Origin of the sequence: Methyloversatilis sp. XJ19-49 (assembly GCF_024580145.1) — a bacterium.
Lineage (GTDB): Bacteria > Pseudomonadota > Gammaproteobacteria > Burkholderiales > Rhodocyclaceae > Methyloversatilis.
Genome location: NZ_JANINI010000003.1, coordinates 146,090 through 159,614, shown reverse-complemented (window position 1 = coordinate 159,614; position 13,525 = coordinate 146,090). Strand labels below are relative to the sequence as shown.

General features: G+C 67.1%; 10 protein-coding genes. 7 read left to right on the top strand and 3 right to left on the bottom strand.

Translation table 11 applies throughout. From position 1 onward, the window contains the following. Positions 1–74: 74 nt before the first annotated feature. Positions 75–665, top strand: coding sequence for a phosphoheptose isomerase (locus NMQ16_RS05205; RefSeq protein WP_069038126.1), 591 nt, complete (start codon positions 75–77; stop codon positions 663–665). Continuing rightward, positions 665–1,315, top strand: coding sequence for a BON domain-containing protein (locus NMQ16_RS05200; RefSeq protein WP_257079455.1), 651 nt, complete (start codon positions 665–667; stop codon positions 1,313–1,315). The genes NMQ16_RS05205 and NMQ16_RS05200 overlap by 1 nt, the downstream gene beginning before the upstream one ends. A gap of 25 nt (positions 1,316–1,340) precedes the next feature. Here NMQ16_RS05200 and NMQ16_RS05195 read toward each other — a convergent pair whose 3' ends face one another. The 3 genes from NMQ16_RS05195 to crcB all read right to left on the bottom strand — a co-directional run bounded on the left by NMQ16_RS05195 (position 1,341) and on the right by crcB (position 7,166). Beyond that, positions 1,341–1,778, bottom strand: coding sequence for a nuclear transport factor 2 family protein (locus tag NMQ16_RS05195; RefSeq protein ID WP_257079454.1), 438 nt, complete (start codon positions 1,776–1,778; stop codon positions 1,341–1,343). 406 nt (positions 1,779–2,184) lie between these two features. Next, the gene (gene hrpA, locus NMQ16_RS05190) at positions 2,185–6,294 is read right to left on the bottom strand and encodes an ATP-dependent RNA helicase HrpA (RefSeq protein ID WP_373566758.1); all 4,110 of its coding nucleotides are present in this window, start codon (positions 6,292–6,294) and stop codon (positions 2,185–2,187) included. 494 nt (positions 6,295–6,788) lie between these two features. Further along, on the bottom strand, positions 6,789–7,166 hold the full coding sequence (gene crcB / locus NMQ16_RS05185; RefSeq protein WP_257079452.1) for a fluoride efflux transporter CrcB: 378 nt from the start codon (positions 7,164–7,166) through the stop codon (positions 6,789–6,791). Positions 7,167–7,604: 438 nt separating this feature from the next. On the opposite strand from crcB, the gene NMQ16_RS19335 reads away from it, so the two are divergent. The 5 genes from NMQ16_RS19335 (at position 7,605) to NMQ16_RS05160 (ending at position 13,054) form a co-directional block, all read left to right on the top strand. Continuing rightward, positions 7,605–8,123: a sigma-70 family RNA polymerase sigma factor gene (locus tag NMQ16_RS19335; RefSeq protein WP_257079450.1), complete on the top strand. Its 519-nt coding sequence runs from the start codon at positions 7,605–7,607 to the stop codon at positions 8,121–8,123. Then, complete coding sequence (locus NMQ16_RS05175; RefSeq protein WP_257079448.1) at positions 8,120–8,872, top strand: DUF3379 domain-containing protein; 753 nt, start codon at positions 8,120–8,122, stop codon at positions 8,870–8,872. The genes NMQ16_RS19335 and NMQ16_RS05175 overlap by 4 nt, the downstream gene beginning before the upstream one ends. A gap of 81 nt (positions 8,873–8,953) precedes the next feature. Beyond that, entirely contained in the window at positions 8,954–12,271 is a 3,318-nt protein-coding gene (locus tag NMQ16_RS05170; protein WP_257079446.1) for a DEAD/DEAH box helicase, read from the top strand. A 247-nt stretch (positions 12,272–12,518) separates the two neighbouring features. After that, positions 12,519–12,740, top strand: a complete 222-nt coding sequence (locus NMQ16_RS05165) for a type II toxin-antitoxin system RelE/ParE family toxin (RefSeq protein WP_257079444.1) — start codon at positions 12,519–12,521, stop codon at positions 12,738–12,740. Next, a complete protein-coding gene (locus NMQ16_RS05160) occupies positions 12,737–13,054 on the top strand; it encodes an addiction module antidote protein (RefSeq protein WP_257079442.1) in 318 nt (105 codons plus the stop codon). The genes NMQ16_RS05165 and NMQ16_RS05160 overlap by 4 nt, the downstream gene beginning before the upstream one ends. Positions 13,055–13,525: the final 471 nt, after the last annotated feature.

Genomic DNA, 13,525 nt, shown 5'->3' with positions numbered 1-13,525 from the left:
TTTCCGGCTGTAAGAAAACGGGGCAACACGGGGGATATTGATAAACTCCGCGCTTCACCCTGCCCCGTTTCCTCATGAACCTGGTTTCACGCATCTCCGAGCATTTCTTCGACAGCGCGCAAACCAAGCTTTCGTCGGTCGAGTTGCTGGCGGCACCGATAGGCGATGCCATCGAACTGATGGTGTCCAGCCTGATGGCCACCGGCAAGATTCTGGCCTGCGGCAACGGCGGTTCAGCGGCCGACGCGCAGCATTTCGCGGCCGAACTGGTTGGTCGCTATGAACGCGAACGACCCGAGCTGGCCGCCATCGCGCTGACCGTCGACACCTCCATCCTGACCGCCATCGCCAACGATTACGGCTACGAACAGGTGTTCGCCAAACAGGTGCGTGCGCTGGGCCAACCGAATGACGTGCTGCTTGCACTGTCCACCTCGGGCAACTCGGGCAACGTGATCGAGGCCATCCGCGCTGCGCACGAGCGCGAAATGCACGTGGTGGCACTCACCGGCCGCGGCGGCGGCCGCATCGCCGAAATGCTGACCGAACGCGACATCCACCTCTGCGTGCCGGCCGAGCGTACGGCACGCATTCAGGAAGTTCACCTGCTCACCCTGCATTGCCTGTGTGACGGCATTGATTGCATGCTTCTAGGAACCGAATGATGACCCACTTACCGATCAAGACCTCCCGCGCCAAACTGGCGCGACCGCTGCTGATTGCCGCACTTGCCGCGGCCTGCGTACCGATGCTCCAGGGCTGCTTCCCGGTCGTTGCGGCCGGTGCAGGCGGCGCTGTGCTGTCGGCACTCGACCGGCGCACCAGCGGCACCCAGGTCGAAGACGAAGGCATCGAATTGCGTGCCGATTCGCGCCTGCGCGAAAAGCTCGGCAATCGCGCCAACATCAGCGTCACCAGCTACAACCGCAATGTGCTGCTGACCGGCCAGGTGGCCGACGAAGCCACGCGCGCCGAAGCGGGCGCCATCGCCGGCAGCGTGCCGAACGTGCGCGGCATCAGCAACGAGACCGAAATCGCCGGCGTGTCGTCGCTGACCCAGCGTTCGAGCGATGCGGTCATCACCTCTAAGGTGAAGGCGCGCATTCTCGATTCGCAGCGCGTATCGGCCAACCACGTCAAGGTGGTGACCGAAGGCAGCAAGGTCTACCTGATGGGCCTGCTGACCGAAGCCGAAGCGAACGCCGCCAAGCAGGTCGCTGCCGCCACTGGTGGCGTCGCCAAGGTGGTCGCGATCATCGAGATCGTCAGCCCGGAAGAAGCACGCCGGCTGGATCAGGCAGGCGCCCGCAAGTAGGCGCACCGCCGGTCGCCGGGCGTCGTCAGAGGCCCGGCACCGCAAGCCTGCGGCGCAGCCAGCGCATCGCGCCGCCGATCACCGGCAGCTTTTCGTACAGCTCCTGCGCGGCATCCCAGTAATCGCGATGCTCGACGACGCACCCCGCGTCGTCGAAGCGCAACCGCGTCGCGCCCACGATCTGCAGCGCCTGCCCGCGCATCGTCAAGTGCATCGTCCAGTCCAGCCACGCGGCATCGCCTTCGCTCATCGCCGAGTGCACCTCGAAGCGCGGCGCGCCGACCTGCTCGAACATGTGGCTGAAGATGCGCACCACGGCAGCCCGACCGCGTACGTCGTTGAACGGATCGCGGAAGCGCGCGTCGGCCGCATACAGCGCCGCGAGCGCGTCCACGGTGTCCGGCGTCAAGGATTCGAACGCCGTGATCAGCGTGCGCAGTCGCAGTTCGGTGTCAGCAGACATGTCGTGTCATTCCGGAATCTTTCCCATCGGCCATTCTTGCAGAGAGTGACCGTGGGGTGCATTTGTGGGTATGGGCGGCCCTTGTGGGAGCGGCGGGACCGCCGCGATCGTGCGGCGATGGTCGCTGATCGAAGTGAAGATCGCGGCGGGACCGCCGCCCCCACAGGGGCCGCTCCCACAGGCCGCCACGCCCACAAAAAGATCGCTGCTCGACAACCGCGGCGACAACCGACCGGAGGGCTGTGGGAGCGGCGGCCTCGCCGCGATACGCACGTTGCACAGCGACCATCGCGGCACTGATCGCGGCGAGGCCGCCGCTCCCACAGGGGCCGCTCCCACAGGTGCCACTCCCAAAGATGCCACTCCCATAGCCGCCGCTCACAGGGGCTGCCGCTGGGAAGGCCGGTCACGCCCGCGCGCGCGACTCCCATATCTTCTGCAGCCGCTTCACCGACACCGGTACCGGGGTGCGCAGTTCCTGGGCGAACAGATTCACGCGCAGCTCTTCGAGCAGCCAGCGGAATTCATCGATGAAGGGATCGGCCACGCCGGCACGGGCACGCAAGATGCGTTCGCGGTCCCACAGTGTGGCCAGCGACTGCCAGTCGGCAAGCGCGCGGGCGTCGCGTTCCGGGTCGGTGCGCAGCTTGTCGATGCGCAGGGCGATCGCCTTCAGATAGCGCGGGTAGTGGGTCAGCCGCTCGAATGGCGTACGTTCGATGAAGTGCTTGCCGACCAGCGCATCGAGCTGGGCGCGCATGTCGGCGCCGGCGTCCGGATGCGCCTTCAGCGCGATGAGCTTCTTGTTCAGTGCGGCGTATTCGGTCAGCACGCGGCCGGCGAGGCGGCCGATTTCCTGCGCCACCAGCGAAATGCGCGGCCGGGCTTCGTCCCGACGCGCGGCGAAGCTCGCGGCATCCTGCGGCCAGGGTTCCATCATGCAGCAGCGGTCCATCGTGGCGGCCACCAGCTGGGCGCGCAGTTCCGGTTCGGTGCCCAGGTTCATGTACTGCATCGCCATGTCGCGCAGGCCGGGCAGGCTCTTTTCGATGTACTTCACCTGATCGCGCAGCTCGAGCGCGAACAGCCGGCGCAGGCCGCGCCGGTGCACTTCGAGTGCGGCCTCCGGCGTGTCGAGCACGCGCAGGCTGACCGACTCGCCTTCGTCCTGCAGCGCCGGAAACCCGATCACCCGGCGACCGGCCACTTCGACTTCCATCAGTTCGGGCAGCGGCCCGAAGGTCCATGCGCGGTAGCGTTCGTCGCCGGCGGTCTGCTCGGCGACCGCCGGGGCGGCCGGTTCGGCTGCAGCGCGGCCCTTCCTCGTCGGCTGCGGTACCGGCGCCTTGGCCACGACGTCGCGCGCGCCCAGCGCAGACAATGCGTCGGCCATGCTGCCGCGCGCCGTCGCCGCCTTCGCGGTCACCGCGTCGTTGTGCGCCGCGGCCGGTGCGTTTGCCTGCGCACTGGCAAGCTCACTGGCCAACACTCGCGACGCATCGGCCACGGATGCGGCCGGCGGCAGCGCGATGCGTGCCGACTCGAAGCGACGCGCCACCTCGTCCTTCAGCCGAGTGCGCAGTTCGGCCAGATTGCGCGACTGGCCGAGCACCCGGCCGTGCTCGTCGACCACGCGCACATTCATCATCAGATGCGCCGGCAGGTTTTCCGCGCGGATGGCATCGGACGGCAGCTTCAGGCTCACCTTCAGTTCGATCGCGCGCGCCAGCGCCTTCACCAGCGGTTCGGCCTGGTCGTGTTCCTGCGCGATGAAATCGGCGACGAAACCCGCTACCGGCTGCAGCCGGTGGCGCAGCTTCGGCGGGATGGTCTTGGCCAGCTGCAGCACCTTCTCTTCGATCAGGCCGGGCACCAGCCAGTCGAGCCTGGCCGCCGGAATCTGGTTCAGCAGCGTCAGCGGCACCGTCAGCGTGACGCCGTCGTCGGCGGCACTCGGCTCGTGCCGGTATTCGAGTTTCAGCCGCTGACCCAGCAGATCCATCTTCGCCGGAAAGCGCTCGCTGCTGACGCCGGCCGCCTCGTGGCGCATCAGCTGTTCGCGCGTGAGATACAGCAGCTTCGGGTTTTCGCGTTCGGCGTCGCGGCGCCAGCGCTCGAAGCCGCGCAGGTCGATCACGTCCGCGGGCACGATTGAATCGTAAAAGGCGTGGATCAGCGATTCGTCCACCAGCAGGTCCTGCCGCCGCTGCTTCTCTTCCAGCCGCTCGATCTGCGCGATAAGGTCGAGGTTGTGCTGCAGGAATTTCATCTGCTTCAGCGCGATGTCGGTCACGTCGCCATTGACCAGTCCTTCGCGGATCAGCAGTTCGCGCGCCAGCACCGGATCGGTCTTGCCGTACTGCACCGCCCGCTTGGCATACAGCGTGATGCCGTGGATGACGCCGCGCTCCCAGGCGACCGTCTCGCCGCGGCTTTTCGACCAGTGCGGCTCGTAGGTCGAGCGGCGCAGCAGATGGGCGCCCACCTCCTCCACCCATTCCGGCTCGATGCGCGCGATGCAGCGCGCGAACAGCCGCGTGGTTTCGACCAGTTCGGCGGTCATGATCCACTTGCCGCCCTTCTTCGCCAGCGCCGAGCCCGGATGCGGCCAGAACTTGATGCCGCGCGCGCCGAGATACGGCGGCTCGCCGGCGCGCGCGTCCTCGATGCGCAGTCCGAGATTGCCGAGCAGGCCGGTCAGCAACGCGCGGTGCAGCGCGTCGAGTTCGGCCGGCTGCTCGTTCTCCTTCCATTCGTGTTCGGCACACAAGGTGTGCAGCTGGGTGTGCACGTCGCGCCACTCGCGCATGCGCATCCAGTTCAGGAAGTTGGCGCGGCACCACTCGCGCTGCTTCGATTGCGACTGGTGATGCCACACCTCGTCGAACGCCGCCCAGGCCTTCAGATACCACAGGAATTCGCTGCGCTCGTCGGCGAACTTCGCGTGCGCCTGATCGGCGGCGCCGGCCCGTTCTTCGGGCCGGTCGCGCGGGTCCTGCACCGACAGGCCGGCGGTGATCACCAGCACTTCCTTCAGGGCGCCGTGATCGCGCGCCGCCAGAATCATCCGCGCCACGCGCGGGTCGACCGGCAGCTTGGCCAGTTCGCGGCCGAGCGTGGTCAGATCGCGCGCCTCGTCCACCGCGCCCAGTTCCTGCAGCAATTGATAGCCGTCGGCGATGGCGCGCGGCGCCGGGCGGTCGATGAACGGGAATTCCTCGACGTCGGCCAGACTCAGCGACTTCATGCGCAGGATGACGCCGGCCAGCGACGAGCGCAGGATTTCCGGGTCGGTGTGCGCCGGCCGCTGGTTGAAATCCTCTTCGTCGTACAGCCGGAAGCACACGCCGCTCGACACCCGGCCGCAGCGGCCGGCGCGCTGCTTGGCCGCCGACTGCGCGATCGGCTCGACCTGCAGCTGCTCGACCTTGTTGCGGTAGCTGTAGCGCTTGACGCGCGCCAGACCGGTGTCGATGACGTAGCGGATGCCCGGCACGGTGAGCGAGGTTTCCGCCACATTGGTGGCGAGAATGACGCGCCGGCCGTTCGAGCCCTGGAACACGCGTGCCTGTTCCTGCGCCGACTGGCGGGCGTACAGCGCCAGCACTTCCGGCTTCACGCCGGCCAGCCGCGTGTGGTGCTTGCGCAGCGCCTCGGTTCCTTCGCGGATTTCACGCTCGCCCGGCATGAACACCAGCACGTCGCCCGGGCCGGTCGAGAACGCCTCGTCCACCGCATCGCATACGGCGTCATACAGGTCGCGGTCCTTCTGCGCCTCGAACGGCCGCCAGCGCATTTCGATCGGGTACAGCCGGCCGCTGACCTCGATCACCGGCGCCGGCGTGTCGCCGTGCGCGAAGTGGTTGGCGAAGCGCTCGGCGTCCAGCGTGGCGGAGGTGACGATCACTTTCAGGTCGGGCCGGCGCGGCAGCACCTCGCGCAGATAGCCGAGCAGGAAGTCGATGTTCAGGCTGCGCTCGTGCGCCTCGTCGATGATCAGCGTGTCGTAGGCGGCCAGCCAGCGGTCGCGCTGCGTCTCCGCCAGCAATATGCCGTCGGTCATCAGCTTGATGCGGCTGTCTTCCGACGTGCGGTCGGTGAAGCGGATCGCGAAACCGACTTCGCGGCCGAGCGACACGTTCAGTTCCTTGGCAACGCGATCGGCGGTGGCGCGCGCCGCGATGCGGCGCGGCTGCGTGTGGCCGATGAGCCCGCGCGCGCCGCGGCCCAGTTCGAGGCACAGCTTGGGCAGTTGCGTGGTCTTGCCGGAGCCGGTTTCGCCGCACACGATGATGACCTGGTGCGCGGCCAGCGCGGCGGCGATCTCGTCGCGCCGCGCGGACACCGGCAGCTCTTCCGGGTACTCGATCCTGGGCGCCGACGCACGACGCGCCGCGACCTTCGCCTGCGACGCCGCGACGCGTTCAGCCAGCTTTGCCGGCCACTTGTCGGGCGTGCGCTGCCCCGGCGGCAGTTCGCGCAACGCACGGCCGATCGCCGCCGCGTCACGGCTCATGCAGCTTTCGAGGAGGGCGTTCAGATCGGGGCGCGGCACAGTCATCGGTCGGGACAGCGATCCGCCTTCGGCGGAAAGGGCGACATTGTCGTTGAAAGGTGCACCGGGCGGGCGGTTCGGATCGGTGGGGTTGGGAATCGCTGCGCTGACTTCAACGAACGCGACGGCTGCGGGGGATGGGTGTTGGGCATCGCTGCGCTCACCCCAACCTACGGGGGGTGGTGGGCATCGCCCTTGGCTCCCCCCAACCTACCGGACTGCGCCTGCTTACACGAACGGGGCGGCTGCGGGGGGCTGGATGTTGGGCATCGCTGCGCTCACCCCAACCTACGGACGCCTCACGCCGTTGTGGTTGTAGGTTGGGGGGAGCCAAAGGCGATGCCCAGCATCCACATCCCCCGCCCCGCACCCCCGTAGGTTGGGGTGAGCGCAGCGATGCCCAACAGCGGCCTGTCACCCTCGACACGCCCATACCAGACGCCCCCCCGACACGGCTAGCCCGCCACGTTCTTCCACATCCACCAACCGAGTGCGGTCATGGCGAGCGAACCGATCACGTGCGCGGCCACGGCGACGAAGGCCCACATCGTGTCGCCACGCTGGAAGAGCGAAAACACTTCTCCGGAAAAGCTCGAAAAGGTGGTCAGTCCGCCGAGAAACCCCGTTGTACACAGCAGCTTCACGTGCGGTGGCACATCCGGCACCGCCTGGAACACCGCCAGCGCGACGCCCATCAGCAAGCCGCCAACCATATTGGCCACCCAGGTGCCGAGCGGGAAACCGGCAAACAGTGGATTCAGCGTCAGGCCCAGCCCCCAGCGCAGCCAGGCACCGAGCGCCGCACCGCCGCCCACGGCAAGGAAATTCTGCATGTCGCGCCGCCGGAATCATCGAAGGCGCCATTGTAGAGACAGGCAAGTCCCTGCAGGAGCCCTCCACGGCCGGACCTGCATGGCCTGCCGGGTTTGCGGGCTGCGACCAGTACCGACCTGCGGGAGAGCGGCGATGGTTTTGTGGGAGCGGCCCCCGTGGGAGCGGCGGCCTCGCCGCGATACGCACTCTGCACTACGCTGGTCACGGCACTATCGCGGCGAGGCCGCCGCTCCCACAGGTCCTGCTCTCACTGGACTTGCCCCAAAAATGGCCTGCTCCCACAGAAACTGCTCTTACAGATACTGCTTCCACAGGGCCTGCTTCCACCGGGGCCGCCGCCCCCCGCTCCAGGACGGGCTACCCTGCCTGAAACACGATGTAAGGTTGCGCTCCCTGCACGGGTCTGTAGGCTTGTCAGCTCATCCCCGGACGACGTCGTGATACTCGGATTCAGCAAACGCAAAAGCTTCGAACAGGCGGTACGGGCCTTCAGCCCGGACCTTTACCGGTTCGCCTGGTGGCTGTGCCGCGACAAGTTCGTGGCCGAAGACCTGGTGCAGGAAACGTTTGTCCGCGCCTGGAAGGCGTGGGACGACATCAAGGATTCCAACGCCACGAAAAGCTGGCTGATCACCATCGTGCGGCGCGAGCACGCCCGGCTGTACGAACGAAAGCAGTTCGATTACGTCGATGTCGAACTGGAAGACCTGCAGATCGCCGCCGATCACGAACCGATGGAACTGTTTGAAATGGAAAACCTGCTGGGCAGCCTGCCGCTGACCTTGCGCGAACCGCTGGTGCTGCAGGCACTCGGCGGATTTTCATGTGCCGAAATCGCCACCATGCTCGATACCACCGAAGGCGCCATCATGACCCGGCTGACCCGCGCCCGGCAGGCGCTGCGCAGTACGCTCACCGCCCAACCGGGCAGCGCCAGCCGGAGGGCCGAATCGTGAGCGCCGACGGCTTCAACTGCATCGACTTCCGGCGCGAAAAGATGGCCGATCCGCGCCGTCTGACCGAAGCGGCGGAAGAGCACCTGATCGCCTGCGCCGGCTGCCAGAGCTTTTCGCGCCGGGTCAATGCGCAGGAGCGCGCGCTGCAGCAGGCGGTGAGCATCGACGTTCCCGACGGTCTGGCCGAACGCATCATCGTGGCCGGCCGCAGCCAGACGCGCGCGCCGTTCAAGCTGTGGGCGCTGGCGGCCAGCCTGGTGCTGAGCCTGGGCATGGGCGCGCAGTACTGGCACGCCGCACCCGACCGCGACCGCATCGCGCTGGCGGTCGACCACGTGATGCACGAGCCGCAGGCGCTGATGAGCACGCGGTTGATCGAACCGGAACGCGTGGCGCAGGTGTTCGAAAGCTTCGGCGCCGAAGTGCGGGTGCCGCTGTCGTCGGTGCGCTACGTGAAGCTGTGCCCGGTGCCGGGCGGCACCGGCTGGCACATCGTGTTCGACACCGATAAGGGCCCGGCCACCCTGCTGCTGCTGCCGCAGAACACGGCAAAGAAGGCGCGCGTGCTGACTGCCTCGTACGGCGGCATGGGCGTGCATGTCGAGCCGGGCGGCCAGGGCATGTTTGCCGTGGTGGCCGGCGACGAGGAACAGGCCCGTGCCGCGGCCGGCATGCTGCACCGGCACGTCAGCTGGGGGCGCGCCGACACGCTGACCCAGCGCGAAGGCGCCGAGCGGCCGCGCACCTGAACCCAACTGTAATGCGAGCGGCGGACGCAGGGCTTACAATCCTGCGTCCGTTTTTTTTCGCCTTGTGCGCGCCGTTTCGCAATGGAATTGACCCGCCTGCTTTCGCAGCTCGACGACCGCATGCTCGGCGAACTGTTCTCGGAAGAGACCATCGTGCGCGGCAGCGGCTATGTGTCGCGGGTGGGCGACATCGAGGTCAATGGCCCGACGCTGCGCGCGCTGGTGCGCGGCTCGCGGCCGCAGCCGTATCAGGTGTCGGTGCGGCTGGAACGGCGCGAATACTTCGGCGAACGCACGCTTGAAGTGGCGTCGCGCTGCAGTTGCCCGGTCGGCAACCGCTGCAAGCACGCGGTCGGCCTGCTGCTGGCGGCGAAACAGCAGGGCGAGCTGATCGAAAAGCCGCGCGCCGAAATCCTGCGCTGGGCGCAAACCCTGGGTCAGCGCCTGGCCCGGGACAACAGCACCGAAACGAAGAAGCGCAGCAACCCGGTGCGCGACGCCATCATCTTTCTGGTGGCGCTGCGCGGCGCGCAGGCGCCCGAGTTCCGGCTGCTCAAGGCGCGTCTGACCCGCGACGGCGCCTTCAGCGGCGACGGCCAGCCCTGGTTCAACTACGAGCAGGCGCTGCTCAAGCCGCCCTCTTTCGTGCACGAAAGCGATCTGCCGGTGTTCCGCGTGCTGCGCGACGCCATCCGCAAGCGCCACAGCAGCACCTTCGTGCCGTTCGAACTGCGTGGCAGCGACGGGCTGGGCGTGCTGCGCAGTGCGCTCGACACCGGCCGCACCTATGTGCTGGACAGCGGCGCCGACGGCACCGCCCATCTGCTGGCGGCCGGCGAGCCGCGCCCCGGCCAGCTCGAATGGCAGACCGAAAAGCTCGGCGTGCGCGCCCTGCTCGCCTGCACGCCGCCGGCCGATACGGTTCTGCCGACTGAACCGCCGTGGTATGTCGACGCCGCACGCGGTCAGGCCGGCGAAGTGCTGCACCCCGACCGCGCCGCGCTGATGGCGGTACTGGAACTGCCGCTTCTGTCGCCGGCCGAACTGCCGCTGATCGCCGGTGCACTGGCCGAAGTGGCGCCCGCCCTGCCGTCGCCGCTTGGTCGCGACGCCGCCAACCTGCCGCTGCTGACCGAGCCGCTGCGCCCGGTGCTGCAACTGCAGAGCCTCGCCGTGTGGCATGTGAAGCCACATCGCCGCTACGACAAGGCGCTCGGCCACACGCTATACGACCTCGCCACCGTGTCGCTGCACTACGGCCAGGCGCGCTTCGCCGCCACCGATGCGTCCGATCTCGCCACCCTGCCCAGCGGGCGCGCGGTGCGCGTCAAGCGCGACCTGGCGGCCGAAGGCCGCGCGCTCGCGCTGTTGAGCGAGGTCGGCTTCGCGCCGCTGCAGGCACGCTGGCTGCAGATGTTCGACCCGCTGCCGGTCGGCGCACTCGGGCTGGAGAGCGAAGCCGCCTGGGCGCGCTTCTTTTCCGCCGAAGCCGGCGTGCTGACCCGCGCCGGCTGGCAGATCGACTGCCCGCCCGACTTCCGCCACCGCGTGCTGGTGGTCGACGAGTGGTACGCGGATCTCGACGAAAACGAGAACGGCTGGCTCGAACTGTCGCTCGGCATCGACGTCGGCGGCCGCAGGCTCGACCTGGCGCCGCTTCTGTACGCCCTGTTCAAGCGCGACGGCCGCTGGCTCGACCCGGTCGCGCTCGACCGCATGCGCGACGAAGACGCGACCGAACTGAGTACGCCGGAAGGCGAGCGCATCATCGTGCCGGCCGGGCGCATCAAGCCGCTGGCGCGCACCCTGGTCGACCTGTTCGACAGCCCGACCGACGGCGCGCTGCGCGTGTCGCGCATGGACGCCCCGCGCCTGACCGAGGCGCTCGATGCGAAGTGGACGCGCGCCGGCTTCCAGTCGCTGGAGCAATGGGTCGAGCGGCTGCGCGGCATGAAGGGCATCGCGCCGGTCGCCGAGCCTGCCGGCTTCGGCATCGAACTGCGCCCCTACCAGCGCGAAGGGCTGGCCTGGCTGCAGCATCTGCGGGCGCACGATCTGGGTGGCATCCTGGCCGACGACATGGGGCTGGGCAAGACCGCCCAGGCGCTGGCCCACCTGCTGACCGAAAAGCTCGCCGGCCGGCTCGACCGCCCGGCGCTGGTCGTGCTGCCGACTTCGCTGGTGTTCAACTGGCAGCGCGAAGCCGAGCGCTTCGCACCGCAGCTGAGCGTGCTCAAGCTGCACGGCGCCGACCGCAGCACGCTGTTCGACCGGATCCCGCAGCACGACGTGTGCCTCACCACCTACCCGCTGCTGTGGCGGGACCACGAAAAGCTGGCCGCGCACGACTACCACCTGCTCATCCTCGACGAGGCGCAGACGGTTAAGAACACCGGCAGCCAAGCGGCAAAGGCGGTGCGCCTGCTGCGCGCACGTCATCGGCTGTGCCTCACCGGCACGCCGATGGAAAACCATCTGGGCGAGCTGTGGGCGCAGTTCGACTTCCTGCTGCCCGGCTTTCTCGGCGAATCGAAGGATTTCACGCGCAGCTGGCGCACACCGATCGAAAAGCACGGCGACCTCATCCGACGCGAACTGCTGGCGCGGCGCGTAGCGCCCTTCATCCTGCGGCGGCGCAAGGACGACGTCGCGAAGGAACTGCCGCCCAAGACCGAAGTGCTGCGCACGGTCGAACTGACCGGCCGCCAGCGCGACCTATACGAAACCGTGCGTGTCGCGATGGACAAGCGGGTGCGCGAAGAAGTCGCCAGCCGCGGCTTCGCGCGCAGCCGCATCGTCATCCTCGACGCGCTGCTCAAGCTGCGTCAGGTGTGCTGCGACCCGCGCCTGCTGAAGACCGACGCCGCGCTGCGCGTGAAGGAACGCGCCAAGCTCGACCTCCTGATGGACATGCTGGAAAACCTGCTGGCCGAAGGCCGCAAGGTGCTGGTGTTCTCGCAATTCACCGCCATGCTCGATCTGATCAAGACCGAACTGGACGACGCCGGCATCGGCTCGGTCATGCTGACCGGCGACACCACCCACCGCGAAGCCGTCGTGCGCCGCTTCCAGGAAGGCACCGTGCCGGTGTTCCTGATCAGCCTGAAAGCCGGCGGCGTCGGCCTCAACCTCACCCACGCCGACACCGTCATCCACTACGACCCCTGGTGGAACCCCGCCGCCGAAAACCAGGCCAGCGACCGCGCCCACCGCATCGGCCAGGACAAGCCGGTGTTCGTCTACAAGCTCATCGTCGCCGGCAGCATAGAAGAACGCATTGTCGCCCTGCAGGAAAAGAAGGCCGCCCTGGCCGAAGGCATCCTCGGCAACGACGAAGCGGCACTGGAGAAGTTCGGGGAGACGGATCTGGCGGCACTGTTCGAGCCGTTGGCGGAGTGAGGCGGCCCCGTCCCGAGTACATCGGCATTTCGGACGATGTCGGCCGGCGGCCTTGCACCTGACCATCCGGCTGTCTTCACCTGATCGTCGGTCGCGTCGCCCCTTTCGCCAGACCGCCATCCCTCAATTGCCCATCTGTAGCCCAACGGCTACGCTTCTCTCGTGTGATCATGCGCGTCGAAAAGACCGACGAGTATCGCGACTGGATCGATGGCCTCAAGGACGTGACCGTCGCGCGCGGATACTGATGTGCGTCGACAGGCTGATCCACGGCAACCCGGGCACGCATCGCAATCTGACGCACGGCGTGTCCGAACTGAAGATCGATGTTGGACCCGGTTACCGTGTGTATTACACCCAGCGCGGCAACGTGCTGCTTCTGCTGCTGGTCGGCGGCGACAAGTCGACGCAGGAGAACGACATTGCACGCACGATCCGTCTGGCCCGAACCTGGGGAGAAGAAACATGACCACAGAAAAGACCCTCTCACCGCCAAAGGCGAACACGTCGCCCTATGACGTTGCGGATCACCTCCGCACACCGGAAGACATGGCGGCCTACCTCGACGCCTGGCTTGAAGACGCGGCCGACGACATCTCAGGCATCGCGCGCGCGCTCGGCGATCTCGCCCGCGCCAAGGGCATGAGCCAGGTCGCGCGGGACACCGGACTGAGCCGTGAAAGCCTTTACAGAGCGCTGAGCGAAAACGGCAACCCGAGCTTCGGCACCGTGCTCAAGGTGGCGCGGGCGCTGGGGCTGAAGTTGCGTGCGGAGGCAATGTGATCTGTTTGCTTCCGCGAGGAAAACCCTGCGCCGTCGGCAGCAGCTCTTCCGGAAATTTCAGTTGAAGTTGGGAAGGGCCTTGTCATAATGCAGGCGGCGTGAGGTGAGGTTTTTCGCGCGAGTTTTAAGGACTGAGTATTCAGCAGCGTTCCACGCAAATCGTTGATACGGAAGCGCATCCCGAAAAAGTTAGACGTTGCCCATGCACGAAGTGATCACGCGCTTTGACAGAGTTTTTGATGTAGTTCGTATCGAGGCTGGTGATGGAACTCATCGGCATACCCTCTTTGGGTTCCAGAATTCGAAGATGCGTCAATGTGGCGTGAAGGTTCCTGGCTGGCCCGCAATAACGCCGGACACGTCCTATGCGATAGTCTTGAAAAGCCAAAACAATTGGCAAAGCATTGAGGGGTGGATAAATTTAGAAACGGGTGAGGTTGCACGAAATCATGCATCAGTCTCAGCGGCCAT